This is a genomic window from Mycetohabitans endofungorum (assembly GCF_002927045.1).
GTDB classification, from domain to species: domain Bacteria; phylum Pseudomonadota; class Gammaproteobacteria; order Burkholderiales; family Burkholderiaceae; genus Mycetohabitans; species Mycetohabitans endofungorum.
This window is the reverse complement of the sequence record NZ_PRDW01000001.1, coordinates 146874-173726: the sequence shown is the minus strand read 5'-3', so window position 1 is coordinate 173726 and position 26853 is coordinate 146874. Positions and strand designations below refer to the sequence as shown.

Annotated in this window: 20 protein-coding genes, 1 tRNA gene and 1 pseudogene; 16 read left to right on the top strand and 6 right to left on the bottom strand. The window is 64.8% G+C overall.

What is annotated here, in order from left to right; all coding sequences use genetic code 11:
• Positions 1-13: 13 nt before the first annotated feature.
• Positions 14-1111 carry a substrate-binding domain-containing protein gene (locus tag B0O95_RS00800; RefSeq protein WP_104076332.1) on the bottom strand — a complete coding sequence of 366 codons (1098 nt, stop codon included), beginning with the start codon at positions 1109-1111 and terminating at the stop codon, positions 14-16.
• Between the two features lie 125 nt (positions 1112-1236).
• On the opposite strand from B0O95_RS00800, the gene B0O95_RS00795 reads away from it, so the two are divergent.
• The 5 genes from B0O95_RS00795 (at position 1237) to crcB (ending at position 7154) form a co-directional block, all read left to right on the top strand.
• Positions 1237-1830, top strand: a complete 594-nt coding sequence (locus B0O95_RS00795) for an NAD(P)H-dependent oxidoreductase subunit E (protein ID WP_370641732.1) — start codon at positions 1237-1239, stop codon at positions 1828-1830.
• A complete protein-coding gene (locus B0O95_RS00790; RefSeq protein WP_104076167.1) occupies positions 1830-3449 on the top strand; it encodes an NADH-ubiquinone oxidoreductase-F iron-sulfur binding region domain-containing protein in 1620 nt (539 codons plus the stop codon). Before B0O95_RS00795 ends, B0O95_RS00790 begins: the two co-directional genes overlap by 1 nt.
• Positions 3450-3491: 42 nt before the next feature.
• On the top strand, positions 3492-6431 hold the full coding sequence (fdhF, locus tag B0O95_RS00785) for a formate dehydrogenase subunit alpha (RefSeq protein ID WP_104076166.1): 2940 nt from the start codon (positions 3492-3494) through the stop codon (positions 6429-6431).
• Between the two features lie 21 nt (positions 6432-6452).
• Positions 6453-6704 (top strand): formate dehydrogenase subunit delta, encoded by a 252-nt coding sequence (locus tag B0O95_RS00780; protein WP_104076331.1) that lies wholly within the window; start codon positions 6453-6455, stop codon positions 6702-6704.
• A 69-nt stretch (positions 6705-6773) separates the two neighbouring features.
• Positions 6774-7154, top strand: a complete 381-nt coding sequence (gene crcB / locus B0O95_RS00775; RefSeq protein WP_104076330.1) for a fluoride efflux transporter CrcB — start codon at positions 6774-6776, stop codon at positions 7152-7154.
• A 3-nt stretch (positions 7155-7157) separates the two neighbouring features.
• Here the strand turns inward: crcB and B0O95_RS00770 are convergent, their stop codons facing one another.
• The 3 genes and pseudogenes from B0O95_RS00770 to B0O95_RS00760 all read right to left on the bottom strand — a co-directional run.
• On the bottom strand, positions 7158-8990 hold the full coding sequence (locus B0O95_RS00770) for an FAD-dependent monooxygenase (RefSeq protein ID WP_104076165.1): 1833 nt from the start codon (positions 8988-8990) through the stop codon (positions 7158-7160).
• Between the two features lie 84 nt (positions 8991-9074).
• A complete protein-coding gene (tcuC, locus tag B0O95_RS00765) occupies positions 9075-10361 on the bottom strand; it encodes an MFS transporter (RefSeq protein ID WP_104076164.1) in 1287 nt (428 codons plus the stop codon).
• Between the two features lie 28 nt (positions 10362-10389).
• Positions 10390-11337, bottom strand: a pseudogene (locus B0O95_RS00760) (gamma-glutamyl-gamma-aminobutyrate hydrolase family protein); the annotation flags it as partial.
• 344 nt (positions 11338-11681) lie between these two features.
• Here B0O95_RS00760 and B0O95_RS00755 point away from each other — a divergent pair.
• The 5 genes from B0O95_RS00755 (at position 11682) to B0O95_RS00735 (ending at position 17086) form a co-directional block, all read left to right on the top strand.
• Positions 11682-13073 (top strand): amidase, encoded by a 1392-nt coding sequence (locus tag B0O95_RS00755; RefSeq protein WP_104076162.1) that lies wholly within the window; start codon positions 11682-11684, stop codon positions 13071-13073.
• A 54-nt stretch (positions 13074-13127) separates the two neighbouring features.
• Positions 13128-13646 carry a disulfide bond formation protein B gene (locus B0O95_RS00750; RefSeq protein WP_104076161.1) on the top strand — a complete coding sequence of 173 codons (519 nt, stop codon included), beginning with the start codon at positions 13128-13130 and terminating at the stop codon, positions 13644-13646.
• A gap of 185 nt (positions 13647-13831) precedes the next feature.
• The gene (locus B0O95_RS00745; protein ID WP_104076160.1) at positions 13832-14869 is read left to right on the top strand and encodes an adenosine deaminase; all 1038 of its coding nucleotides are present in this window, start codon (positions 13832-13834) and stop codon (positions 14867-14869) included.
• Between the two features lie 31 nt (positions 14870-14900).
• Positions 14901-16271, top strand: a complete 1371-nt coding sequence (locus B0O95_RS00740; RefSeq protein ID WP_104076159.1) for an NCS2 family permease — start codon at positions 14901-14903, stop codon at positions 16269-16271.
• 233 nt (positions 16272-16504) lie between these two features.
• Positions 16505-17086, top strand: coding sequence for a TMEM165/GDT1 family protein (locus B0O95_RS00735; protein WP_199180394.1), 582 nt, complete (start codon positions 16505-16507; stop codon positions 17084-17086).
• Positions 17087-17127: 41 nt separating this feature from the next.
• On the opposite strand, the gene B0O95_RS00730 is transcribed toward B0O95_RS00735, so the two are convergent.
• Positions 17128-17892, bottom strand: coding sequence for a DUF4136 domain-containing protein (locus B0O95_RS00730; RefSeq protein ID WP_199180393.1), 765 nt, complete (start codon positions 17890-17892; stop codon positions 17128-17130).
• Between the two features lie 231 nt (positions 17893-18123).
• Here B0O95_RS00730 and pepN point away from each other — a divergent pair, with 231 nt between their 5' ends.
• A complete protein-coding gene (pepN, locus tag B0O95_RS00725) occupies positions 18124-20832 on the top strand; it encodes an aminopeptidase N (protein ID WP_104076158.1) in 2709 nt (902 codons plus the stop codon).
• 39 nt (positions 20833-20871) lie between these two features.
• Here pepN and metE read toward each other — a convergent pair whose 3' ends face one another.
• The gene (gene metE, locus B0O95_RS00720) at positions 20872-23202 is read right to left on the bottom strand and encodes a 5-methyltetrahydropteroyltriglutamate--homocysteine S-methyltransferase (protein ID WP_104076157.1); all 2331 of its coding nucleotides are present in this window, start codon (positions 23200-23202) and stop codon (positions 20872-20874) included.
• 97 nt (positions 23203-23299) lie between these two features.
• Between metE and B0O95_RS00715 the strand changes: the two genes are divergently transcribed.
• The 5 genes from B0O95_RS00715 to B0O95_RS16250 all read left to right on the top strand — a co-directional run bounded on the left by B0O95_RS00715 (position 23300) and on the right by B0O95_RS16250 (position 26727).
• Positions 23300-24241 (top strand): LysR family transcriptional regulator, encoded by a 942-nt coding sequence (locus B0O95_RS00715; protein WP_104076156.1) that lies wholly within the window; start codon positions 23300-23302, stop codon positions 24239-24241.
• Between the two features lie 134 nt (positions 24242-24375).
• Complete coding sequence (locus tag B0O95_RS00710; RefSeq protein ID WP_104076327.1) at positions 24376-25398, top strand: class 1 fructose-bisphosphatase; 1023 nt, start codon at positions 24376-24378, stop codon at positions 25396-25398.
• 170 nt (positions 25399-25568) lie between these two features.
• Positions 25569-25644 (top strand) — tRNA-Thr (locus B0O95_RS00705).
• 476 nt (positions 25645-26120) lie between these two features.
• A complete protein-coding gene (locus B0O95_RS15980; RefSeq protein ID WP_199180392.1) occupies positions 26121-26267 on the top strand; it encodes a hypothetical protein in 147 nt (48 codons plus the stop codon).
• Positions 26268-26589: 322 nt separating this feature from the next.
• Positions 26590-26727: a hypothetical protein gene (locus tag B0O95_RS16250; RefSeq protein ID WP_233202997.1), complete on the top strand. Its 138-nt coding sequence runs from the start codon at positions 26590-26592 to the stop codon at positions 26725-26727.
• Positions 26728-26853 lie beyond the last annotated feature (126 nt).

Here is a 26853-nt window from a genome sequence, read left to right as displayed (position 1 = left end):
TCCTGACGCTCTGTCAATAATCAGAAAACCGAATAGAATGCCGCGGCCCCACCCCTTCCTGAATCGGGACGCAGTCGCCGCAACGCGCGGCATCGTATCCGTGCAGCCGCGCCACCGCGCCCTTGAACGCGTCGTCGCGCAGCACGTCGACAATCGCCAATAACGGTGCCATATCAAGCGAGGCTTGCTCGCACGCGAAGTAGTAATCCTCATCGACGATCGGAACGAAGTCCAGCCCGAAATACGCAGCCGCCGGCTGGACGCCGAACCCGACATCGGCCTTGCCGCTCGCCACGAACGCCGCGATCGCCGAATGCGTCAGTTCGGTTGACGCGTAACCGTTGATGCGCGTCGGATCGACACCGATATCGCGCAACATCAGCTCGAGCAGCATTCGCGTGCCGGAACCCGGCTGGCGATTGACAAAGCGCAAGCCTTCGCGGGACAGGTCGACGAGGCCGCCGATGTGTTCTGGATTGCCCTTCGGCACGAACAACCCCTGCTTGCGGCGAGCCAGGTGAATCAGCACGTGACGCCTGTCGTCCAGCCATGGTCGGTAGACAGCCGCGCATACTGCGCGGAACGGCCCAATCGGCAAGTGGAACCCGGCCAGGTCGCATTCGCCGCGCGACAACGACGCGACGGCATCCGCACTGTCCCGATACCGAATCTCCACCGGGGTGCCGCCTTCGGCGAGCGCTTGTACGAGGGCCGCGACGGCATACCCGTGTGATGCGTGAATCCGCACATCGCGCCGCGCTGGGGCCAACAGTCGCCGGATTTCATCGGTGACTTCGACGCCGAGCGACTGCGCGAGCGGCCCCAGCCGTTCGATACGCACGCGTTCGGCCCACAGTAGTTTTTCGCCGAGCGGCGACAGCAGCGAACCCTGGCCCCGAACCTTGACGAGCAATGGACCGCCCAGGCGCTGTTCGGCCGCGCGCAGCACGCCCCATGCGTGCCGGTACGAGAGACCGAGCGCCTGCGCCGCGCTCGCAATACTGCCTAGCTCGACCAGTTGCGTCAGCAGCAGAATCACGTCCGACAAGCGCACGCCCGGCTGATCGGTACCTGTAATCCGCCATTCGGACACTGCTTCGATCCTGGGCATGCTCATATGCAATTTACTTTCCTATTGAAATCGACAGCAGCAACGTCTAACGTTCGGAAACAACGTTAATCCAACGAACGGTATATGAAGCTATAAATCATATACTACCCCCGATCGGAGGCCCCTTGGCAGAACCCGCTACCGGCCACACAACGGGCGCCACATTGGCGCCGGACGCGGCAGCCCGGCTTGTCGCGCACCACACTGGTGCGGCAGCGCGCGCCGTACCGGGACATTCACTATTAAGCGTCTTGCACGCGATCCAGGACGACGTCGGTTACATCCCCGACGGTGTCATCGCCCCGCTTGCCCACGCAATGAACTTATCGCGCGCCGAAGTCCACGGCGTGATCACGTACTACCATCACTTCCGCACGTCGCCGCCGGCCCCCGTGACCGTCCACCTATGCCGCGCCGAATCCTGTCGCGCGATGGGCAGCGAATCGCTGGCGCGGCATGCCGAGACCCACACGGGTCGCCGCTTCGATGCGTGTCACCACGGCGACGACCATCGCGTTGCGCCGCCGGCATCGGCCAGCGCCACGCCGCGGGCCGATAACCACCCAGCGGTCGAGCTACAATCCGTGTACTGCCTGGGCTTGTGCAGCACGTCGCCGGCGATGATGGTCAATGGCAAGCCCTATGCCCACGTCACGCCGGCGAAGTTCGATACAGCGCTCGCCGCGGCGATCGGCGACGCGCGATCGGGAGCACGCTGATGGCGATTCGCATCCACGTGCCGTCCGATACGACCGCGATCGCGCTCGGAGCAGACGAACTCGCGCAGGCCATCGCCGAACGAGCCGCGCGGCGCGCACTCGACATTGAATTGGTACGCAACGGCTCGCGGGGACTGTCCTGGTTGGAGCCACTCGTGGAGGTCGGCACGGCCGCCGGCCGCATCGGTTATGCCAACGTTGCGCTGGAAGACATCGACGCGTTGTTCGACTCGGGTTGGCACGCCGATAACGAGGCGGCGCAGGCGCGGGCAGCGGCTCATCCGAAATGCGTCGGCCTCGTCGAGGCCATCCCGTACCTGAACAAGCAGCAGCGATTAACCTTTTCCCGGATCGGCATCGTCGATCCGCTGTCGATCGACGACTATGTGGCGCACGGTGGCCTGCAAGGCCTGCGCCGCGCATTGCAGATGGCGCCGGCCGCCGCCTGCCAGTTACTGATTGACGCCGGACTGCGCGGACGCGGCGGCGCCGCGTTTCCGGCAGGCATCAAATGGCGCACGGTACTGCAAGCCCAGGCAGACCAAAAATACGTGGTCTGCAACGCGGACGAAGGTGACAGCGGCACATTCTCGGACCGCCTGTCGATGGAATGCGATCCATTCGGCTTGATCGAAGGCATGATTATCGCCGGCGTGTCGACCGGCGCGACGCAAGGCCACCTCTACGTGCGCAGCGAATACCCGTTGGCGATCGCGCGATTGAACGCGGCGATCGCCCGTGCGCGCGCCGCCGGCTGGCTCGGCCCAGACGTGCTGGGCTCCGGTCGGGCCTTCGATCTATTCGTCGCGAAGGGCGCCGGCGCGTACGTCTGCGGCGAGGAGACGGCGCTGCTCGAATCGCTCGAAGGCCGGCGCGGCATCGTGCGCGCCAAGCCACCGCTGCCCGCGTTGGCCGGCTACCGGGGTAAGCCGACGGTGATCAACAACGTGATCACCCTGGCGTCCGTGCCGATCATTTTCGCGCGCGGCGATGCGTTCTACCGGGACTTCGGCATGGGGCGCTCGCGCGGCACGCTGCCGTTCCAGCTCGCCGGCAATGTACAGCGCGGCGGGCTGGTCGAACTCGCGTTCGGCGTCACGCTGCGCGAACTGGTGTTCGAATTCGGAGGCGGCACGGCAAGCGGACGCCCTGCGCGCGCGATCCAGGTCGGCGGTCCACTCGGCACCTATCTGCCGCCGAGCCAGTGGGACGTGCCGCTGGACTACGAAGCCTATGCGGCGATCGGCGCCGTTGTGGGCCACGGCGGTATTGTGGTCCACGACGACACCGCCAACCTGGCCGAGCTGGCGCGTTACGCGATGCACTTCTGCGCGCTCGAATCGTGCGGCAAGTGCACGCCGTGCCGGATCGGCTCCACGCGCGGCGCGGAGGTCATCGACAGGCTCCGGGCACCGGAGCAGGACGCGCACGCGCGCACGCGCCACGTGACGTTGCTGCGCGAGTTGTGCGACACGATGCTGCACGGCTCGCTGTGCGCGATGGGCGGGATGACCCCCTACCCGGTGCTGTCCGCGCTGGACCATTTTCCCGAAGACTTCGGCCTCGTGGCCGCCGGCGGCGACGCGCCATACGAGCCTGAGCGCAGCGCCGCGGCATGATGACACACGCGCGCCGCTTCGCACGACGCGCAGGAGCAGACAATGAATGACATGAGCCAGGATGGCCTTCATGGTGGGTGCGGATCCGGATCGTGCGCCTGCCGCGCGAACAACGTGCCGCTGGACGACGTCGATTTCGGTACGCCGGCACGCCACGGCCCAAGCGTGTCGCTGCAGATCGACGGCGTGCAGGTGGACGTGCCGGCAGGCACCTCTGTCATGCGCGCGGCGATTCACGCCGGCATTCGCGTGCCGAAACTGTGCGCGACCGATTCTCTGGAGGCGTTCGGCTCGTGCCGGCTGTGCCTGGTCGAGATCGAAGGCCGCCGGGGTTATCCGGCCTCTTGCACGACGCCGGTCGAGCCGGGCATGAAGGTACGCACGCAGAGCGACAAGCTGCAGGCGCTGCGCCGCAACGTGATGGAGCTGTATATTTCCGATCACCCGTTGGACTGCCTGACGTGCCCGTCCAACGGGCGGTGCGAGTTGCAGGACATGGCGGGCGTCGTAGGGCTGCGCGAGGTTCGCTACGGCTACGATGGCGCCAATCACCTGCGCGACGCGAAGGACGAATCGAACCCGTACTTCACTTATGACGCCAGCAAGTGCATCGTATGCAACCGATGCGTGCGCGCGTGCGAGCAAACGCAAGGCACCTTTGCGCTGACTATCGCCGGACGCGGCTTTGAGTCGCGCGTCGCAGCAAGCGAAGGCGTCTCGTTCATGGCCTCGGAGTGTGTCTCGTGTGGGGCGTGCGTGGCCGCCTGCCCGACCGCGACGTTGCACGAGAAGTCGATTGCTGAGCTGGGCCAACCGGAGCATGCCGTCGTCACAACCTGTGCCTATTGTGGTGTCGGCTGTTCGCTAAAGGCCGAGATGAAGGGCAATCAGGTGGTGCGAATGGTGCCACACAAGGACGGCCGCGCCAACGAAGGCCATGCTTGCGTGAAGGGGCGCTTTGCATGGGGCTATGCGACACACCGCGACCGCATCACGCGCCCAATGATCCGCGCGTCGATCGACGCGCCGTGGCGCGAAGTCAGCTGGGACGAGGCGCTGGACTACGCGGCCAGTGCGTTCCGGCGCATCCAAGATAAGTACGGACGCAACTCGATCGGCGGCATCACATCGTCACGATGCACGAACGAAGAGACGTACCTAGTGCAAAAACTCGTGCGGGCGGCATTTGGCAACAACAACGTCGACACCTGCGCCCGCGTGTGTCACTCGCCGACCGGCTACGGTCTGAAGACCACGCTTGGCGAATCGGCCGGCACGCAGACCTTCGCATCGGTCGCGCATAGCGACGTGATCATGGTGATCGGCGCCAACCCGACCGATGGCCATCCGGTATTCGGCTCACGGCTCAAGCGGCGCCTGCGCGAAGGCGCGAAGCTGATCGTCATCGACCCGCGCCGCATCGATCTGGTCCACGGGCCGCACGTCAACGCGCAGTATCATCTGCCAGTGCGCCCCGGCACGAACGTCGCGATCATCAATGCGTTCGCGCATGTGATCGTCACCGAAGGCCTGCTCGACACGGCCTTCATCGCCCAGCGGTGCGAGCCGCTCGCATTCGAGCAATGGCGGGATTTCGCGGCCCAGCCGCAGAACGCGCCGGAAGCCACCGAGTCGATCACCGGTGTGCCGGCAGCGCAGGTGCGCGAAGCCGCTCGGCTGTATGCCACCGGCGGCAATGCGGCGATTTATTACGGGTTGGGCGTCACCGAGCATTCGCAGGGCTCCACGATGGTGATGGGCATCGCAAACCTGGCGATGGCCACCGGCAACCTCGGCCGCGAAGGCGTTGGTGTCAACCCGCTGCGCGGGCAGAATAACGTGCAGGGCTCCTGCGACATGGGCTCGTTCCCGCATGAGTTGCCGGGCTACCGACATATCGGTGACGCCGCCACGCGCAGCCTGTTCGAGGCCGCTTGGAACGTCACGCTGCAGCCCGAGCCGGGTCTGCGCATTCCGAACATGTTCGACGCCGCGCTGAGCGGCACGTTCAAGGGCCTGTATTGCCAGGGCGAGGACATCGTGCAGTCGGACCCGAACACGCAGCATGTCGCCGCGGCGCTGTCGTCGATGGAGTGCATCGTCGTGCAGGATATTTTCCTGAACGAAACGGCCAAGTACGCGCACGTTTTCCTGCCGGGCACATCGTTCCTGGAAAAGGACGGCACGTTCACGAATGCGGAGCGCCGGATTTCCCGCGTGCGGCAGGTGATGCCCCCGCTGCCCGGCATGGCCGACTGGCAGGTGACGATCAAACTGGCCGGCAAGCTCGGCTACGCGATGGATTATTCCCATCCGAGCCAGATCATGGACGAAATCGCGCGGCTCACGCCCACCTTCCACGGCGTATCGTACGCGCGGTTGGACGAACTGGGCAGCATCCAGTGGCCATGCAATGAAGCGGCGCCGGACGGCACCCCGACCATGCACGTGGGCACCTTTGTGCGCGGCAAGGGACGCTTCGTGATCACGCAGTTCATCCCGACGCGCGAAAAGGTCACCCGCCGGTTCCCGCTGTTGCTGACCACGGGCCGGATCCTGTCACAGTACAACGTCGGCGCGCAGACCCGTCGCACGGACAATTCGCGCTGGCATGAAGAGGATCGGTTGGAGATCCACCCGGTAGACGCAGAGGACCGGGGAATCAAGAGCGGCGACTGGGTCGGCATCGCGTCGCGCGCGGGACACACGGTACTGCGCGCGCAGGTGACCACGCGGATGCAGCCTGGTGTCGTCTATACGACGTTCCACTTTCCGGAATCCGGCGCTAACGTGGTGACCACCGACTCGTCCGACTGGGCGACCAATTGCCCGGAGTACAAGGTGACCGCGGTGCAGGTCACGCCGGTGGTCGGGCAGTTGTCGGATTGGCAGCAGCGCTATGCCAGCTTCAGCGACCGGCAACTGGCGCTGCTTAACGAACGTACCCTGCTGGACGCATCGAGCGTCGCGACGGCCAAGTAGGAAGAGGAATCGACGATGGCAATGCCGCTGCACAATCTGGTCGACATGGTCAACCGCATTGGAGAGTTCTTCGAGTCGATGCCCGATCGGCACGCCGCGCTCGAAGGTATCGCCGATCACCTGACGCGCTTTTGGGAGCCGCGCATGCGGCGCACGCTGCTCGACGCGTTCGATCGCGGCGTGGATCCGGCATTGGACGCGTTGATGCCGGTCGCGCGCGAGGCCCTTGTGCGCTATCGCGACAGGTTAATGCCGGCCACCGCGCCGGCATGACGCGCGCCCATCGCAGTTCGCTAAAATCCGGGATTTAGTCTACCGGGCAGCGCCCGAATGGAACCCGCAATGCTTTCATCAATGGCCGCAGTCGCGCTAGGCGGCGCGCTCGGCTCCCTGCTGCGCTGGGCGCTCAGCACTCGCTACAACAACCTGCTTCCCGCGTTGCCGCTCGGCACGCTCGCCTCGAATCTGATCGCCGGCTATGTGATAGGCGTGTCCATTGCGTACTTCGGCAAACATGCGGATCTCGCGCCACAGTGGCGGCTGTTCGTCATCACCGGATTGATGGGCGGCTTGTCGACATTTTCGACCTTCTCCGCCGAAATCACCGCGCATCTGCAGGCCGGACGCATCGGCTGGGCCGTCGGCGAGGCCGCGATCCATCTCGCTGGCTCGGTACTGATGACGCTGGCCGGGCTGGCCAGCGTCGCATGGCTTCGCCGCTAGCCGCTAACGGGTCGATGCCACCGTCGTTTCACGCGCACGCTGCGTTTGCGGCAGCGCGCCAAACCAATCCTCGCAATAGCGCAGCAGCGCGGGAGCGTCGCTCAGCAGCCGTCCGCGGGCCGCAACGTAGCCGTCCGGGCGAACTAGGTAGAAGCACGGGCGCGTGCGTCCGTAGCTAAAGGCCAACGACGAGGCGGTCTCGTCCGATGCATCGCACGGCTGTTGCGTATCGCTCACCCGCCATGTACGTACGCGTGCACGAAGCAATGCCTCGATCTTGGCGGCAAAGCTGCCCAGGGCGCCGGCCTCCTCGCCTGCACTCGGCTCGTCATCGTCGGCCGACGCAATCACCAGCAAAGTAAAGTTCGCCGGATCGTACAAGTCGAACAGTCGGGCCACATACGGCGCCTGACCGAGCGGGCCATCCATCACGTGCACCAATGCGTCCGGCGCCCGCTCGCCAGCGCGCACGCCTCCGTCGAGCGGGCGCTCCAACGTCAGCGGACTGCGCCGGTACTGAACCGCAAGCTCGCTCACGGCGCGCCGCGCCGCATCACGAACCGGTCCGAGCGACGCGATTAGCGGCATCAGCTGGTCACGCACGAGCCGCAGCACGCCGTGATCGGCCTCGACCAGGTGCGTAGCGAAGCGGGTCTGCCGCAACACGCCGCGCTCAATCGGATTGCGTTCGAGATAGTACGTATCGAGCAAGTGATCCGGAGCGCCACCGTTGAGTACCTGCGCCAGTTTCCAACCTAAGTTCAGCGCCTCATGGATCCCGGTGTTCATCCCCTGCGCACCTGCCGGGCTATGCACGTGCGCGGCGTCTCCGGCCAGGAATACGTTGCCGGTGCGCAGCCGCTCCACCATCCGGCTGTGAATATGGTAATACGAAGACCACGCCAGTTGCGACAGCCGCACCGGCACATGGATGCGGCGCTCGACCCACTGCTGGCATTCATCGAGCGAGGGGCCGGCGTTGTTGTCGTCCGTGTCGCGCCCCCAATCTTCGACGTCACCGACCTGTGCCAGGCGGTCCCCAGCGGGACGGCCTTCGGGCTGTGCGCCCGCTCCGACAGCCGGCGACGATGCAGGATGGAGCAACCCGATGCGCACCGCGGCCTGATGCGCCGCGCCGACCGGCGGCCGGTCCGCGATCAGCCGGTAGCGATCACCGCCCAGCGGAAAGATCCCTGCCAATCCTTCGGCGCTAGCAAATAATTGGAATTCGTCGACCGGCAATGCCCAATCCACACGCAGATCCGCCAGCAGGAAGGACTGCGCCAGCGTTTCGCCAGCGAACGCGCCGCCCAGTAAGTGGCGCACCGTGCTGTGCGCACCGTCGGCGCCGACCAGATACCGTACCCGCTGCGTTTGCACGCGCCCATCGGGCAGCCGTAGTGTCGCGTCAACTCCCGCTGCGTCCTGTTGCAGCCCGATCAGCTCGACGCCGCGCTCGATGTCTACGCCGAATGTGTGCAGATGTTCAGCAAGAATGCACTCCGTCTGCGACTGGTCGACGAACAGTAGGTAAGGATAGCGGGTCTGCAGCGGGTCGAAATCGAGCCGCAGCAGCGTTTGCCCGTTCGAGTACAGATGGGCGGCGCGACCCCGATGCCCGATCTCGATGAACGGCTCCACCACGCGATGCAATTCGAACAATTCAAGCGTACGCGCCTGGATCCCGATCGCGCGGGACGTGGTTGCAGGACACGGCGCGCGGTCGATGACGCGTAGCGCAATACCCGCGCGTGCCAGGCTCATCGCGGCAGCCAGTCCCGTCGGGCCGGCGCCCACGATCAGCACCTGCGGTGGCTGTAGCGAAGAATGGGCCATGCTGCGCTCCGTCACTGTTGTTCGGTTCAGTTTAGGCTATTCGGCGGCGCTTCCCATGCCGCAACGCAGCAGCAAGAAACGCACCTACGCCAGCTTGTACCGGTTGCGCGCCGCCTCGCTGCGGTACAGGACCAGCGTCGCGATCAGGCCGCACAGTGCAGCGGCCGTCATCCACAGACCCGGCGCCGCCTTGTTGCCGGTCTCATGGATCAGGTAAGTCGAGATCGCCGGCGTGAAGCCGCCGATGGTCGTGGCCAGGCTGTACGCGAGCGAAAACCCGGCGGTACGGACGTCAGCGGGCATCACCTCGGTCAAGCCGGCCACCATTGCGCCGTTATAGCATGCGTAGATGAACGAGAGCCACAGCTGCACCGCCAGCAGCCGCTCGAACGATGGATGCGCGACCAGCCATTGCATCGCCGGATATGCGCTCACCAGTGCGATCAGCGTGAACGCGACCAATACCGCGCGGCGCCCGATCCGGTCCGACAGCGCGCCACTGACCGGCAGCCAGAACAAGTTCGACAGGCCGATGCAAATCGTCACCACGAGCGTATCTACAGCGGACAGCTTGAGCACCTCCTTGCCGAAGGTGGGTGTGTACGCGGTGATCAGATAAAAAGACACCGTGGTCATGATGACCAGGCCCATGCCGGCGATCACCGTGCGCCAGTTCGCGACCATCGATGCGAAGATCTCGCCCATCGTCGGGCGATGCTTGCGCGCTAGAAACTCGTCCGTCTCCGTCAGCGATCGCCGGATCAGGAACAGAAACGGAACGATCAGGCAACCCACCAGGAAGGGTACCCGCCAGCCCCACTCCCCCATTTGGTCGGCCGGCAATACGCGGTTCAGGACCACGCCGAGCAACGCGGCGAAGACCACCGCCACCTGCTGGCTGCCCGACTGCCACGCGCAGTAGAAGCCCTTGCGCCCCTTGGTCGCAATCTCCGCCAGATAGACCGATACGCCACCGAGCTCGACCCCGGCGGAGAAGCCTTGCAGCAGCCTGCCGGCCAGCACCAGCGCCGGTGCTGCAAGCCCGATCGTCGCGTAGCCGGGCACGAGCGCCACTGCCGCGGTCCCGACCGCCATCAGCGACAAAGTCAAGAAGAGGCCCTTGCGGCGCCCATGATGGTCGATGTACGCCCCTAACACGATCGCCCCGAGCGGGCGCATTAGGAAGCCGGCGCCGAACACCGACAACGACAGCATCAGCGACGCGAACGCACTGCCAGCCGGGAAGTACGTCTTCGCGATCGCCGACGCATAGTAGCCGTAGACCATGAAGTCGTACATCTCCAGGAAATTGCCGCTGGTCACGCGGAATACGGCACGCGCTTTCGATTCTGACACGGTTGTCGCAGTCATCTGGCCTCCTGAGGGAAAACATCGACAGTTAGAAGCGGGTCTCGCGCGCCGCGCGCAGGAACGTATCGAGCAGCGGCGTGCAGTCGAGTAGCTCGGCGCCGCCCGCCCGGTGGAATTCGGGATGCCACTGGACGCCGACGACGAACGGCGAGCGGCGATAGCGCACGGCCTCCACCAGGCCATCGTCGGCCGAGATCGCCTCGACGTTCAGGTCACGCCCGACGGTCCTCACCGCCTGGTGGTGAATCGAGTTGACCAGCGCGTCGCGCTTGCCAGGGAACATGCTGGCCAGCGTCGAACCTTCCGGGAATAGGATGGCATGACGATGCCGGTCGTATTCCTCGTTCACATGGGGCACGGCGTCGGGCAGGTCGGTGGCAATATCCTGGTACAGCGTGCCGCCGAACGCGACGTTGATCAATTGACAACCCCGGCAAATGCCCAGCACCGGCTTGCCCGACTCGATGAATTCGTGCAGCAGCTCCAGCTCGTACATGTCCCGCACGCAGTCGCCCGGCCACTCGGGCCGCGCGTCACTACTGTCTGCATAGGTTTGCGGCGACACGTCGGCGCCGCCTTGCAGCACCAGGCCATCCAAGTGACGAGCATAATCGCGCAGCCTGATGTTGCTAGGATGCAGCCTGCCGGCATGTCCGACCGTGGGGATCATCATCACGAGCACGTCGCGCGACATCACCCAATGTGCGACGGACTCTTCCAGGTATTGCAGCGTCTTGCCGCGCAAACCCTTGCCGCCCGGCTCGGGATGGAAGATGCGCGCCGACACCCCGATGCGCAGCGTGCGCTGTGTAATGCGCTGGCCTGCACGGTCGAATAGTTGCCGCGCACGCGCGGCGATGATGCGCCCGAACACGCTCCACGCCGAATCGGACTGTTTCAGGTAATTGGGCCGCGACGCCGGCTCGCGCGCATACGCCTGCGGCGGCGGATAAGAGGACGCGCCGAAGTCGGGCACCGTTTGATAGGGATCCTTGGGCGGCACGCCCAACGGCACACCGCCCGCCGTTTCGGCCTCGGGCCGCGGCTTGCCGGATGAGGCGTCGGCGGCCGGCGGCGCAGGCGCCGCGCCTTGCGCCACAGGGGCGGCAGCCGCGAATTCGACGCGAGGAGTCGAGTGTTCGCTCATGGTGAATCGTCAGACGTGCAGATCCGCACATCTTCAGCCAGGGTTCGCGCATTATCCGCGGTTCACCGCACACGGGCAAACGAGGGCCATCATTCGCATACAATGCGTGCGCAGCGCGGCGTTTTCCACGACGCCGCCACGACCTCGCATTGCTTGCCGGATGGGCTTCGATCATGACTGTTTCCCGCACCGCTGATTTCACGCCTCTGCCGACGTTGTCGGCACTTGCCGCCGCGCTGCAAGCCGGCACGAGTACCAGCCGCGAGTTGGTCGAGACCGCACTCGAGCGGATCGCCGCGCCGCAGGGCCAAGGCCGCTCGGTGTTCATCGAGGTGCACGCGCAGGCGGCTCGCCAACGCGCGGATGCGCTGGACAAGCTGCGCGCCGCCGGCACGGTACTATCGCCGCTGATGGGCGTGCCGGTCTCGATTAAGGACCTGTTCGACGTCGCCGGCCAGGTCACTCGCGCGGGCTCGGTCGTGTTGTCCGACGCGCCGCCCGCCCGCACCGATGCGAGCACGGTCGCACGGCTGCAGCAAGCCGGCGCGGTCATCATCGGACGCACTAACATGACCGAGTTCGCCTTTTCCGGCCTGGGACTGAACCCCCACTACGGCACGCCGGCCTCGCCATGGCAGCGCACCGCCGGCGACGCCGAACGCCGCATTGCCGGCGGCTCTTCGTCGGGGGCGGCCGCCTGCGTTGCCGACGGGATGGCCGCGGTTGCGCTCGGCACGGACACCGGCGGCTCGGTCCGCATCCCAGCCGCGTTGTGCGGATTGACCGGTTTCAAGCCAACCGCGCGGCGCATTCCGACTGATGGCGTGCTGCCCCTGTCTTCGTCGCTCGACTCGGTCGGTCCCATCGGCTCGTCGGTCGCCTGCTGCGCCGTCACCGACCGGATCCTGGCCGGCCTGCCGCCTGTCGTGCCGCCGTCGCGGCCAATCGAAGGCGTGCGGCTCGGCGCGCTGACCCACCTAATGCTCGACGACATGGACCTGAACGTGGCGCGCGCCTATGACGACGCCCTCCAGCACCTATCGGCGGCCGGCGCGCGGGTCAGCGAGCTGCGTTTCGCGCCGCTCGAGCGTCTCGCGCACGTCAACCGGCTGAGCCTGCCGTCAATCGAGTCGTTCGCATGGCACCGCAAGCTGATCGAAAACCGTGCCAGCGACTACGACCCGCGCGTGCTGGCACGCATCCGCAAGGGCGAGCGCGCTAGCGCGGCCGACTATATCGAGTTGCTGCGCGAGCGAGCCGACATCATCGCGCAGGCCGAGCCGCTATGGCACAGCTTTGATGCCATTGTCTGTCCGACCGTGCCCATCGTGCCGCCGCGCATCGCGGAACTGCAAGCGGATGACGCTGTCTATGCGCGCGTCAATGCAACGATACTGCGCAACCCGAGCATGATCAATTACCTCGACGGCTGCGCGCTGTCGTTGCCGTGCTCGCGTCACGGCGAAGCGCCGGTCGGCCTGATGCTGGCCTCAGGCACCGGCCGCGACGCTGCGCTGCTCATGCTGGGCCGCGCGGTCGAAGCCGTGCTCGCACCGCTGCGATGACCGCATGCTAGCTTGTCCGACGCGTCCCGACGCGTCTTCACTGAGTAAAACACTATGAATGATTCGTTGAGAATGCGCCGTGAGCGACGCCTGCTGGTCTTGCTGGGACTGGCTTGCATCGCCCTGATCGGCGGCGCGTTGTATCTACAGTATTTCAAGCATGAAGCGCCATGCCCATTGTGCATCATCCAGCGTTACTTCTTCTTGCTGATCGCTGTATTCGCGTTCATCGGCGCGACGCTGCGGGGATGGCGCGGCATCGCAGTATTGGAGACACTGATCGTCGTTGCGGCGGCCGGCGGGATGGCTGCCGCGATCCAGCATATCGAGGTCCAGGCCAATCCGTCGTTCAGTTGCGGCTCCGACACACTCGAGCCGATCGTCGATGCGCTGCCGCTCGCCAAGCTGTGGCCCGGCGCGTTCAAGGTCGCGGGACTGTGCGAGATACCGTACCCGCCGATCCTCGGACTGAGCCTGCCGCAATGGGGACTTGTCGCGTTCGGCCTCACGTTCGTGCTCGTCTCGCGCAGTCTGTGGCGCACACGCAAGCTGCGCGCATTGCGCCAAGCGTGACGCGTAAGGCGTGACGCGTCACGCTGCGCATTCAGTATCGACCCTACCCCATTGGCTTGGATGATGTACCCAATCGGCATCGAGGGCCTTGCAAGCCAGGCACCCGCATCAATTGCAATCGCCGTAGCGGCACAACTGTTGCGTGTGGTAGAACAACGCCATCCCCACACGATGTCACCGTCGCCATGAACCCGATCCTCGCTGACAAGATCGCGCACGCGCCGAAAGCGGAGCTGCATATCCATATCGAGGGCTCGCTGGAGCCAGAATTGATTTTCGAACTGGCCCGCCGCAACGGCGTTGCGCTGCCGTACCCGACAGTCCAGGCGCTGCGCGACGCGTACGCGTTCACCGACCTGCAGTCGTTTCTGGATATTTACTACGCCGGCGCAAGCGTACTGCTGCACGAACAAGACTTCTACGACATGACCGCGGCGTACGTCGAACGCGCAATGGCCGATCACGTCGTCCATGCGGAAATCTTCTTCGACCCACAAACCCATATCGAACGTGGCGTGTCGATCGAGACCATGGTGGCCGGCATGGAGCGGGCGCTAGCGGAGGCCGAGGCGCGGGGGTTTTCCAGCAAGCTGATCCCGTGCTTTCTGCGCCATCTGCCGGAAGAACATGCGTTGCAAACGTTCGATGCCGCGCTGCCGATGTTCGAGCGGTATGGGCACAGGCTGATCGGCGTCGGCCTGGATTCGTCCGAGTACGGTCATCCTCCATCCAAGTTCGCGCGCGTGTTCGCCCTCGCGAAGGAGCGAGGCCTAAAGCTGGTCGCCCACGCGGGTGAAGAGGGGCCGCCGGCATACGTCGTCGAGGCGCTCGACGTACTGGACGTGCATCGCGTCGACCACGGCGTGCGCAGCATCGAGGACGCGGCATTGGTCGCGCGGCTGGCGGACGCGCGCGTTGCGCTGACCGTGTGCCCACTGTCGAACCTGAAGCTGTGCGTCGTCAACGACATGACCGAGCATACGCTGAAGCGGCTGCTCGATGCCGACGTGATGGTGACGATCAATTCTGACGATCCGGCTTATTTCGGCGGCTACATCAACCAGAATTACCTGGCGATCGCCGATGCGCTGAAGCTGACCGACGACGAGTTGTACAAGATCATCCGCAATGGATTCGAGGCATCGTTCGTCACCGATGCGCAACGCGCAGCCTACCTGTCATTACTGGACGCGTACTGGCATGCGCCGCAAGCCATGCCATAACGCACTGAAGCGAACTTAGGAGAAACAAGCCATGGAAAATCAACGCGGCGCGGCAGCCAACGCTTCGCTGCCGGAGCGGTTCTTCAGCGTGCGCGAGAGCGGTTCGAGCGTGCGCACCGAGATACTGGCCGGTATCACAACGTTTCTAACGTCGATGTACATCATCGTGGTCAATCCCGCCATCCTGTCACAGGCGGGCATCCCGTTTCCGGCAGCGCTCAGCGCCACCGTGCTGGTCAGCTTCGCCGGCAGTTGCGCGATGGGCTTGTACGCGCGCAACCCGGTGCTGGTCGCGCCCGGCATGGGAATGAATGCGCTGTTTGCGTTCGTCATGGTGCACGCAGGCAACATGCCGTGGCAAACGGCGCTGGGCTGCGTGTTCTGGTCGGGCGTGATCTTCGCCGTGCTAGCCGCCTTCAACGTGCGTCGGCTAGTGGTCGACGCAATCCCGGCCAATCTGCGGCACGCGCTGTCGTGCGGCATCGGTCTGTTCATCTCGCTGATCGGGCTGGTCAATGCGAAATTCGTGGTCTCCGATCCGGTGACCATCGTGCGTGCCGCGTCGCTGAACCCGGTCATCGTCACGTTCCTCGCCGGCCTGGCGGTCACCACGGTGCTGGTGGCACGTCGCATCACCGGTGCGCTGATGATCGGCATTGTCGTCACGACGATCCTGGCGATCCCGATCGGACGCCTGTGGGGCGACGGCAGCGTGTACTGGCCGGTGACGATGGCCACGCCCACGCTGGTGAACTGGAACGGCCTGGTCGCGGCGCCGGACTTCTCCGCGCTGTTTCAACTTGACCTGGTCGGGGCGCTGAAGGTCGCATACTGGCCGTTTATCTTCGTGATGCTGTTCACTTCGTTTTTCGATGCGTTGTCCACCTTCATGGCCGTGTCCAACGCCGGCAACCTGCTAGATGCCGATGGCAACCCGCGCAACATCCGACAATCGATGATCGTCGACGCGTTCTCGGCATTGGTGTCCGCGCCGCTGGGCACGTCGCCGGCCAACGCCTACATCGAATCGGCTGCGGGCATTTCCGCGGGCGGGCGCACCGGGCTGGTCGCGGTGGTCGCTGCGGTGTGCTTCCTGCCGTTTCTGTTCCTCTCTCCGCTGCTGTCGCTGGTGCCGGCGATTGCCACCGCCCCGGCGCTCGTGCTGGTCGGCGTATTCATGATGGAGCCGATTACGCGGATCGAATGGCACCGCTTCGATGAGGCGATACCCGCGTTCATCGCGATGATCCTGATCCCGCTCACGTACTCAATTACCGCTGGCATCGCGTATGGTTTTCTGGCTTTTGTCGTGCTGAAGCTGTTCGTCGGCCGGGCCCGCGAGGTCAAGCCAGCCATGTGGGCGGCCGCGGCGCTGTCGGGGCTGCTGCTGGCCCAACTCTGAGCGCGGCCCGAACCCGCGATCCGGTTGCTATAATCGCGTCCCATTGCGGAGTAGCCGCCCTGCACGCGATGCGCAGCGGCATTCGTCAACATACTTGGCCCGCGCGACGTGTGCGGCCATGGCAGGTGCAGCCTCGGGGTCTGGCGAGACCGGTGATCCACGAACTGCCGGAACAGGCCGAGCAGCGCGTGAATCGTCGTTCGCGCATCCACGGCCTGCGAATAACCTCATTGATGACCGAAGCTTTCCTCGTTTCTGCCGGCGGCGTCGCACTCGCCGAGATCGGCGACAAGACACAACTGCTGTCCCTCGTGCTCGCCGCCCGCTATCGCAAGCCCTGGCCGATCGTGTTCGGCGTGCTGGCCGCCACGCTGGCGAACCATGCCGGCGCCGGCGCGCTCGGCCAATGGCTGTCGTCGCTGCTCACTCCCAGCGCGATGCGCTGGGCGCTCGCGCTGTCGTTCATCGCAATGGGCGCGTGGGTGCTGGCGCCAGATAGATTGCGCACCGAAGACGCGCGGCCCGCGCGGACCCGGCTGGGCATCTTCGGCACGACGGTGCTGACGTTCTTTATCGCGGAAATGGGCGACAAGACGCAGATTGCGACGATCGCACTGGCCGCGCGATTCCACGATCTGCCCAGCGTGGTCATCGGCACCACGCTGGGCATGATGCTTGCCAACGTGCCAGCGATTTTTCTGGGCGAGCGCTTTGCCCACCGGTTACCCACCACCGCGGTGCATGCGGTGGCCGCGGTCATGTTCATCGTGCTCGGCGTGCTGGCCCTGTGCGACGTCGGCCTCGGCAGTCAATGACCCCGTTGAGCCGCACGCGCTCAACGCCCCACGCTTGGTGCTCAGCGCCCCGCGCTCGGTGACGCATCCGGGGCTGGCTGCTCGTCGCGCATCGGCGAGGCCGCCGGAACATCGTCGCGCATCGGCGACGCGGCCGGAGCAGCCTTCTTGTTGGACGACGGCGGCGCGCCGCCCGCCACCTGTCCGCGCAACTCGGCGGGCAGGCGCACCTGCCGAGTCGTGCCGTTCTGCAATGGGAAGTCGGCCAACGCGCTGCGTATCAGGTATGGCATGGCGAGCGGCAACGACTGGCGCGCGGTCGGCGTCGTCGCAGTGACCTTGTATCTCTCCTTGCCGTTCGCGCGCTCCGTCATGCGGATCGTCAGACTCTGCACGAACACGGGTAATACCGTATCGACGTAGGTCGGCATCATGCCGAACGGCCACCAAGGGCCGGGGCGTCCCCATCCCGGCCACCATGGATCGGTATAGACCGGTTGCTGCACGACAATGCTGCCGGCGTGCGTGCCATAGGCCAGTTCGACGTCATAGTGGGCACTGGTCGGCGCCACCTGTCGGAAATTGTAGCGCGACAACTCGTCAGCGAGCTGCGCCTCATAGGTGCGCTGCTCGATGCTGTTCTGCTGCTGCGCATCGCGCTTGAATGCAAAAGTGCGGTCGCGGTCCGAGGCGCTGGTGCTCCACGCATTGAACGCGACCACGTCCGAAGTCACATAGCTGGCGCACCCCGACAGCACCAGCATCGCAAGCGAGCCGGCCACCCATTGGCGCCCACGTGTCATGCGCTGCAAAAATCGTCTGAACATCATGGTTTTCCTTAGATTTGGCCTTCGTGCCGGCCGCCCGGCGAAACGCCCGCGACGCAAGACCATTATCTATTTTGTACAATCGTCGGATCAACATGTCCACGGCCTTGCCGCGGTCACTCGAAACGTTAGACACCGGATCACGCCATTCTTTCCCGACGCGGCTCGTAACGCCGTGCGACGGCGCGGCCCGGGTCCATTGCCATTGAACCGCCTTTCGACGGATACGCCATGTCCAAGCCTGCTGAAGCCACTGTCATCCGCCGTGCGGATTACACACCGCCCGCGTTTCTGATCGACACCGTGGAACTCGAATTCGATCTCGTGCCGGAACGCACGCTGGTGCGTAGCACACTACGCGTGCGGCGCAATCCGCAGGCCGGCGACGCTGCCGCCGACCTCGAATTGGCCGGAGAAGCATTGGAGCTGTTGTCATTGACCGTCGATGGCCGCACGCACGATGCGGTCACAGTGCACGATGGCGGCCTCGTCGTGTCGAACGTGCCGGAGGCGTTCGAACTGGTGATCGAGAACGCGTGCCGCCCCGCCGACAACACGACGTTGTCGGGCCTTTATGTCTCCAACGGCAATTTTTTCACCCAATGCGAAGCCGAGGGCTTTCGTCGCATCACGTACTTCCTGGACCGGCCCGACGTGATGGCGACCTACCGCGTCACACTACGTGCTGACCAAGCCGCTTATCCGGTACTGTTGTCCAACGGCAATCTGGTGAACAGCGGCACGCTGCCGCACGGCCGGCATTATGCGAAGTGGGAGGATCCGTTCCGCAAGCCGAGTTACTTGTTCGCGCTGGTCGCCGGCAAGCTCGTTGCCCGCGAACAAACGATGACGACGCGCTCGGGCAAGGAAAAGCTGCTGCAAGTATGGGTCGAGCCACATGACCTGGACAAGACCGGTCACGCGCTCGATTCGCTGGTGCGTGCGATTCGCTGGGACGAGCAGCGCTTCGGGCTCGAACTGGACCTGGACCGCTTCATGATTGTCGCCGTCGGCGATTTCAACATGGGCGCAATGGAGAACAAGGGACTCAACATCTTCAATACGAAGTACGTGCTTGCGAACGCGCAAACCGCGACCGACATCGACTTCGCGAGCATCGAATCGGTTGTCGGGCATGAGTACTTCCATAACTGGACCGGCAATCGCGTGACCTGCCGTGATTGGTTCCAGCTCAGCCTCAAGGAAGGGCTCACGGTGTTCCGCGACCAGGAGTTCTCCGCCGACATGGCGGGCGGCGCCACCGATCCGGCCGCCGCCGCAGTCAAGCGCATTGATGACGTACGTGTGCTGCGGCAGATGCAGTTTGCCGAGGATGCCGGCCCGATGGCGCATCCAGTGCGACCAGAAAGCTATGTTGAGATCAATAACTTCTACACGGTCACCGTCTACGAGAAAGGAGCGGAAGTCGTGCGGATGTACCAAACGCTGTTCGGGCGCGACGGCTTGCGCCGAGGCATGGACCTGTATTTCGAACGGCATGATGGCCAGGCGGTGACCTGTGATGATTTTCGCGCTGCGATGGCTGACGCGAACCACCGGGATCTGGCCCAGTTCGAGCGCTGGTACAGCCAGGCCGGCACGCCCCGTGTGGCGGTGCGCACCGCGTATGATCCAGTGGCCCGCACCTTTACCTTGACGCTGACGCAGCACTATGGGGAATCGTCGCCGCATGTGGCGCAAACGCAAAAGGGACCGCTGTTGATCCCGTTCGCGCTCGGCCTGGTCGACACGCAAGGGCGCGACATGCCGCTACGCCTGCAAGGTGAACCGGCCGAGGCCGGTGCGGCGACCACGCGTGTGCTCGAGCTCACCGGCACACAGCAATCCTTCACGTTTGTTGACGTCGCCGAGAAGCCACTGCCGTCGCTGTTGCGCAATTTCTCCGCGCCGGTGATCGTCGAATACGACTATACCTGCGACGAACTCGCATTCCTGCTCGCGCATGACAGCGATCCGTTCAACCGCTGGGAGGCTGGGCAGCGCCTGGCCACGCGCGCCTTGCTGTCGCTGGCCACACAGGTGCAGCAGCACGCGCCGCTCGAGCTACCGGCGGCGTTCATTGCCGCCTTTGGTGCCGTGCTGTGCGACGCATCGTTGTCGCCGGCATTCCGCGAACAAGCGCTGACCCTGCCGTCCGAGACCTATTTGGCCGAGCAAATGGACGAAGCCGATCCGGCCGCCGTCCACCAGGCACGGCAATTCGTGCGCCGCAGGCTGGCAGCTGCGCTACGCGAGGATTGGCTCGCTGTGTACGACGCATACCGCACACCGGGCGAGTACGACCCGAACCCGGCCGATGCCGGCAAGCGTGCGCTGAAGAACCTGGCGCTACACTACCTTGCGGAACTGGACGATCCGACGGACGCGTTGCGGCTCGCCCGCGCGCAGTTCGACGAGGCCAACAACATGACCGACCGCGCTGCCGCGCTCGCTACGCTGATCACGTTGCGCGCGAACGCGCCCGCTCAAGCGCAAGCTGCAGCGCAGGCCGCGCTCGACGCGTTCTACCGCCGCCACGAGGGCGACGCGCTGGTGATCGACAAGTGGTTCGCGCTGCAGGCTCAGCAACGCGGCGGCGCAGGCCGGCGCACGCTCGACACGGTGCGTGAGCTGATGCGGCACCCGGCCTTCAACCTGAAGAATCCGAACCGGGCCCGCGCGCTGATCTTCAACTTCTGCGCGGCCAACCCGGATCAATTCCATCTGCCGGACGGCTCCGGCTACGCGTTCTGGGCCGAGCAGGTCATCGCGCTCGACGCCATCAATCCGCAGGTTGCCGCCCGCTTGACCCGCTCATTGGAGCGCTGGCGTAAGTTCGTGCCGGCGCTGCGCGAGCCGATGCGCGCGGCGCTGGAAAAGGTCGCCACCAATGCAAGTTCGAAAGACGTGCGCGAGATCGTCGACAAGGCGTTGGCGTAGCCGTTGCTTAGCGCGTCGGCGGCGCAGTGTCGCCAACGCTCACGCCGATGTGGTGCAGTGATGGTCAGCGCGGCGGACGGGCGGGCTGTCGCGCAACGCCGCCCGCGCCGTGCGAGCCGCCGCGACGAGGTTGGACAACACCGTCTGCACGCAGTGCCAATCGGCCGCTGTCGACCCGCAATCCGCGCTCACCCACAAGCGCGGCGCCGGGATACGCGTGAGCACGGCGTCGATCGACGCGAGCATCTGCGTGTTGTCCGGCGCGCACGCCACATGAACGCCATCGATGCCGGTTCCGATTGCGCTCGGAGACGGCAACGCCGCCAATGCGTCGAGCCGGGTCCTCGCGAAACGCCCGGTGCCGAACAGGATCACATCGGCATCCAGCGCGGCGATCGCCGGCAGCATGTCATCGGCGGCATCGCCCAGATGGACGTGAATCTGCGTGTCGTTCGCCGCGTCGCCGGTGGCCACCTGGAACGCGCGCACCACCCAGTCCAGATAGGCGTCGCGCTCGGGCTGCCGGAGCGGCAAGCCCTCGCCCAGCGCCGGCTCGTCGATCTGGATGATGCCGATTCCCGCGGCCTGGAGCGCGGCGACCTCGGCCCGCAGCACGAGGGCGACCTGCAGCGCGGTCATGGCGCGCGGCTGGTCGTCACGCACGAACGCGCGTTGCAGCATCGTCGCCGGGCCGGTCAGCATACCCTTGACGGGCTTGTCGGTCAGCGACTGAGCATACGCCACCCACCCCACGGTCACCGGCTCGGGCGCATAGACGTCGCCGTAGATCAATGCAGGCTTGACGCAACGGCAACCGTCCACTTGCACCCAGCCGCTGTCGGTGACGGCCATGCCCCACAGCTGTTCGGCGAAATACTCGACTGGCTCATCGCGCTCGGCTTCGCCGTGTACGAGCACGTCCAGACCCAGTGCGTGTTGGCGCTCAACCGCATGACGGATTTCGGCGCGCATCGCTTCCAGATAATCGAAATGGGGCAACTCGCGTTGTCGATAGGCAGCATGCGCGGTGCGGATCGCGTCGGTCCGCGGCAATGGGCCAAGCGCCGTGGTCGGCAAAACGGGAAGATTGAATCGCGCGCGCTGGGCGGATTCCCGCACTGCATAAGGGGCAGCGCGCCGCGTGTGTGCGGTATCCAGCCGCGCGACGTCGCGCTGCACCAGCGCATGATGAACCCGTGCCGACGTGCGGCGCGTGTTCAGCGCCGCCGTACAAGCATCGAGCGCGTGCGCGACGTGCGGCGCGGTGCGCCCGGCCGTGACCGCATCCCGCAACAGCGCGATCTCGGTTGTCTTTTGCACCGCGAACGCCATCCAGCTGCGCAACGCATCGTCCAAGCGGGTCTGCTGCGCAAGATCCAACGGCACGTGCAGCAACGAGCAGCTGGACGCGACCCAGACGTTGTCGCCCAGCCGCGCATGCACCTGCTCGAGTAGGTGCAGTGATGCGGCCAGGTCGTTGCGCCACACGTTGTCCCCGTCCACGATGCCGCACGACAGTATCTTGTCGCGCGGCCATTGCTCGGTGAAGGCGGACAACTGCTGCGGCGCGCGTACCAAATCCAGATGCACGCCATCCACCGCCGACGCCTTCAGCCACGATGCATGGCCACTGACATCGCCGAAGTACGTCGCGAGCAGGATGCGCGGCGCGCCGCCGCTAAGCTGCCGATAGGTGTGTTGCGCGGCATCGCACCACGGTTGCGGCAAGTCCAACGTCAAAACAGGCTCGTCGAGCTGGACCCATTCCACGCCGGCCACCTGTAGCGCGGCAAGCAACTTCTGGTAGGCCGGCAACAGCCGGGGCAGCAAGTCGAGCCGATCCAGTTCCGCGCCGTGCACGTTGGCCAGCCATAGCAGCGTCAATGGGCCGACCAGCACAACCTTGGCGCGATGGCCCCTGTGCTGTGCGTCGCGCAGTTCGTCCAGCAACCAGTCCACACCGCCGTCAAAGCGCGTGGCTGCGTCGAACTCGGGCACCAGGTAGTGATAGCGCGTATCGAACCATTGGCGCGCTTTTAGCGGCGGCTGTTGCCCATGACCGCGTGCCAGCGCCAAGTACTGGGCCAGTGTCAGGTTGCGCGCCTCGAAGCCGAATCGGGCGGGCAGCCCGCCCAGATGCACCAGCGTCGTCAGCACATGGTCGTACCAAGCAAAATCGCCGACTGTCACAAAATCCAGCCCCGCGTCTCGCTGGATGCGCCAATGTTCACGTCGCAGCGCCCGTCCCGTCTCGAGCAGCGCCGCCTGCGCGTGTTCGCCCGCTCCAGCCTGCCAGTACCGCTGCAGCGCGACCTGTAGTTCGCGCTGCGCGCCGATGCGGGGAAAACCCAGTACATGTGCGGCAATCATCGCGGCCTCCGATTCCAGTGTTGCGCAGTATCCATTGCACTGATATATGATTCAAACGAAATATTTTTTCGATTATCTTTAATTCTTTTCAAGTACGATGATCCGTTCGCCGCTGGAGTTGCGCCACTTGCAAACCCTGATCGCGCTGCGCGAAGCCGGCAACCTATCGCGCGCCGCGCAGTGGCTGTGCCTGACGCAATCCGCGCTGTCGCATCAATTGCGGGCGATCGAGGACCATTTCGGCCTGGCGCTATTCGTGCGCAAGTCCTCGCCGCTGGTCTTCACGCCGGCCGGCAAACGGCTGCTGGCGTTGGCCGACCACGTCGTGCCCGCGATCGAGGAAGCTGAGCGCGACGTCGCGCGCCTCGCGCAGGGCAGCGGCGGCACGCTACGCATTGCAGTGGAATGCCACACCTGTTTCGATTGGCTGATGCCCGCCATGGACGCCTTCCGGCAGCGCTGGCCCGACGTGGAGTTGGATATCGTGTCCGGCTTCCACGCCGACCCGATTGGACTGCTGCATTCGGACCGGGCGGACCTGGCGATCGTCGCCGAGGCCGATCCTGACGAGAACGTCGAGCATCGGGCGCTGTTTCGCTTCCAGATTGTCGCGTTGCTCGCGCACGACCACCCGCTCGCCGGCCGTGACGCATTGACGGCCGACGACTTTCGCCACGAGACGCTGATCACCTATCCGGTACCCGACGACATGCTCGACATCGTGCGCCAAGTGCTCCGGCCCGCTGGCATCGAGCCCAAGCGCCGCACGTCGGAATTGACCGTGGCGATTTTGCAGCTGGTCGCCAGCCGCCGCGGGATTGCCACGTTGCCGCTATGGGCTGTCGCGACCTATCTCGAAAAGCGCTACGTCGCGGCGCGCACTGTGCTGTGCGGGCCGCCGCGAAAGAGCGCGCCACTGTCCGGCGAGCTTTACGCGGCGATGCTGCCCGCGTTCGCCCGGCGGCCGTACGCCGCCGACTTCGTGTCGACGATGCGTGAGACCAGTTTGCTGAATCTGTCTCAAATCGAATTGTTATAGCGCAGGCTCGCCAACGCACCGACGCGCTACACCGCCCATGTAGAATGGCGGCCATGCAAATCGCGGCGCGGTGCTGGCGACAGTGCCCGAAGACAGCGATCGCGCCTCTCGAACAGCGTTTTTCGGAGCTCATCATGGAAGCGACTCGGCCCCCCTCACGCCGCACGACTCTCACCCAGTACCTGATCGAACAACAGCGCGAACACAACAACATCCCGGCCGATCTGCGGCTGCTGATCGAGGTCGTGTCGCGCGCCTGCAAGCTCATCAGCTATCACGTTAGCAAGGGTGCGCTGGGTGAGGCACTGGGCAGCGCCGGCAGCGAGAACGTCCAGGGCGAGGTACAGAAAAAGCTCGACATCCTGTCCAATGAAATCCTGCTCGAGGCCAACGAGTGGGGCGGCAACCTCGCCGCGATGGCATCGGAGGAAATGGAGAGCATTCATCCGATCCCCACGTTCTTCCCCAAAGGCGAGTACCTGCTGCTATTCGATCCGCTCGATGGCTCGTCCAATATCGACGTGAACGTGTCGATCGGCACGATCTTCTCGGTTCTGCGCTGCCCAGATGGCGCCCATCCGACCGAGCAATCATTCCTGCAAAAGGGCTCTCATCAGGTGGCAGCCGGCTTTGCGGTGTACGGCCCGCAAACGGTGCTCGTGCTGACCACGGGCCACGGCGTCAACTGCTTCACGCTCGATCGCGAACTCGGCTCATGGGTACTCACGCATCGCGACCTGCGCATCCCGGTCGACACGCGCGAATATGCGATCAATGCGTCGAACCAGCGCCATTGGTACGCACCGGTGCAGCGTTATGTCAGCGAGCTGATGCAGGGCGTAGACGGCCCCCGCAAGACGGACTTCAATATGCGCTGGATCGCCTCGATGGTGGCGGACGTGAACCGCATCCTGCATCGCGGCGGCATCTTCATGTATCCGGCCGACAAGCGCACGCCGAACAAACCCGGCAAGCTGCGTCTCATGTATGAAGCGAATCCGATGGCGTTCATCGTCGAGCAGGCGGGCGGCGCCGCGACCAACGGCGAAAAGCGAATCCTGGACATTCAACCCCAAAGCCTGCACGAGCGTGTCGCCGTGTTCCTCGGCTCCAAGAATGAAGTTGACCGCGTAACGCGGTACCACCTCGAGGGCTGAGTACGCTATTTGGATGCGAGTGCCCTGACACCGGGTGGTGCTCAGGGCGCTGACGCCGAGGTGGCGACACAGGCAGCGTTAACGTTGCGCTGACACATGCTGACCCAGGGATGTCGCGGACACAGGGGTTGCCAACCCGCGTCATCCACTCTTATAATCTCGCTTCTGTTGCCGGTGTAGCTCAGTTGGTAGAGCAGCGCATTCGTAATGCGAAGGTCGGAAGTTCGAGTCTTCTCTCCGGCACCATGGATTCAGCCCGCAAAACCTACGTTTTGCGGGCTTTTTGTTGTGCCCTTCGCGTGGCGCGTCGCCGCCTGCTCATCCTAACGCCGTGCGCATGCGACACCTCGTCTGCATGCCACACACCGCCAGCATGGCCGTCCGTTGTCGGCTGCCGTTGCGATGCGCTCACTCGTCTCGCGGCACCAACGGCGTCAATGTCTGGCGCCGATGTTCGGCCGAAGGCCTCGGTACGGTAGCGTCCAGTCAACCGCCCGCAAATAGCCCACAATGGGTCATTCGCTGGACGAAACACGGCGCGTTGTCACAATGTTTCCTTGTTTGATGCAATGCACGCGGATATTTTCCCACCGCATTGTTTTCTATTGGACTACTGTGCTGTTATAGCAACAGAGGGGAGAGAAAAACGCGTCGTGGCCACGTGGCACTAGCACACGATCGGACCCGAGGCGGATAATCGATTCGCAACAAGGAGAGTCACCATGGAAACCAAACCCACCAAGATTCCGTCGCCAGACAAGGTCGCTAGCCCAGACCCGGAACCGGTGGGCGTCGAGTTTCTCGCAGACCTGCCCGAGCACGTCCGCGCATTCTTTGACGAACAACGCAAGTCCGGCACCCCGCAGTGAGGGCGCGATACTCGCGTCGGTTCTTATCGTGTCGGTGCGACTCAGCTGACCGCGCGTGAGCATTACCTGTGTCCAACGGGGTTAATCGGCGACGGCCGTTTGCCATGCATTCGCATGCCGCGCCGGGGCCATTGTCGTATCTGCTGTCTTCTCGGACACCCTGGCTTCGCCGCCGCCGTTGCACCCTGGTGCTGTGCTGCCCCTCCCGGATTCACTCTAACCGTGACCCGACCCATGCGCTCTAATCGTCCAGCATGAAGATGCTGCGTCCCTTGCCGCATCCCGCCCCAGTCCCCTCACGCACCCTGCCTGCCGCGGCACATTGGCCACGATCGTCGGCAGCTTGTTTGCGCTGATGCCCGTTGCGTCGAACGCCGACACCGATGCTGACCCGGCGCTGCCCCATGGGGTTGCGCTGGCCGGGCGACGCCTGGCTCTGGCAGAACCCGTCGCGAAATGAAAGTGGGCTCATTGCCAGCCCCGACCTCGCCACGGTGATCCGACCCCAGCTCAATGCGCTCGACGCTACCTTGCTGCCGGCGCTGGCGCGCATGCAGGCACGACGCAGCACGCCAGATTGCCCCGG

Coding starts and splice junctions, on each gene's coding strand:
- B0O95_RS00790 (WP_104076167.1), top strand. CDS start 1,830: ATGGCGATTCGCATCCACGTGCCGTCCGATACGACCGCGATCGCGCTC.
- B0O95_RS00740 (WP_104076159.1), top strand. CDS start 14,901: ATGGAAAATCAACGCGGCGCGGCAGCCAACGCTTCGCTGCCGGAGCGG.
- B0O95_RS00735 (WP_199180394.1), top strand. CDS start 16,505: ATGACCGAAGCTTTCCTCGTTTCTGCCGGCGGCGTCGCACTCGCCGAG.
- crcB (WP_104076330.1), top strand. CDS start 6,774: ATGCTTTCATCAATGGCCGCAGTCGCGCTAGGCGGCGCGCTCGGCTCC.
- B0O95_RS00730 (WP_199180393.1), bottom strand. CDS start 17,892: ATGTTCAGACGATTTTTGCAGCGCATGACACGTGGGCGCCAATGGGTG.
- B0O95_RS00710 (WP_104076327.1), top strand. CDS start 24,376: ATGGAAGCGACTCGGCCCCCCTCACGCCGCACGACTCTCACCCAGTAC.
- B0O95_RS15980 (WP_199180392.1), top strand. CDS start 26,121: ATGGAAACCAAACCCACCAAGATTCCGTCGCCAGACAAGGTCGCTAGC.
- B0O95_RS00715 (WP_104076156.1), top strand. CDS start 23,300: ATGATCCGTTCGCCGCTGGAGTTGCGCCACTTGCAAACCCTGATCGCG.
- fdhF (WP_104076166.1), top strand. CDS start 3,492: ATGAATGACATGAGCCAGGATGGCCTTCATGGTGGGTGCGGATCCGGA.
- B0O95_RS00750 (WP_104076161.1), top strand. CDS start 13,128: ATGAATGATTCGTTGAGAATGCGCCGTGAGCGACGCCTGCTGGTCTTG.
- B0O95_RS00770 (WP_104076165.1), bottom strand. CDS start 8,990: ATGGCCCATTCTTCGCTACAGCCACCGCAGGTGCTGATCGTGGGCGCC.
- B0O95_RS00780 (WP_104076331.1), top strand. CDS start 6,453: ATGCCGCTGCACAATCTGGTCGACATGGTCAACCGCATTGGAGAGTTC.
- B0O95_RS00745 (WP_104076160.1), top strand. CDS start 13,832: ATGAACCCGATCCTCGCTGACAAGATCGCGCACGCGCCGAAAGCGGAG.
- tcuC (WP_104076164.1), bottom strand. CDS start 10,361: ATGACTGCGACAACCGTGTCAGAATCGAAAGCGCGTGCCGTATTCCGC.
- B0O95_RS00755 (WP_104076162.1), top strand. CDS start 11,682: ATGACTGTTTCCCGCACCGCTGATTTCACGCCTCTGCCGACGTTGTCG.
- metE (WP_104076157.1), bottom strand. CDS start 23,202: ATGATTGCCGCACATGTACTGGGTTTTCCCCGCATCGGCGCGCAGCGC.
- pepN (WP_104076158.1), top strand. CDS start 18,124: ATGTCCAAGCCTGCTGAAGCCACTGTCATCCGCCGTGCGGATTACACA.
- B0O95_RS00800 (WP_104076332.1), bottom strand. CDS start 1,111: ATGCCCAGGATCGAAGCAGTGTCCGAATGGCGGATTACAGGTACCGAT.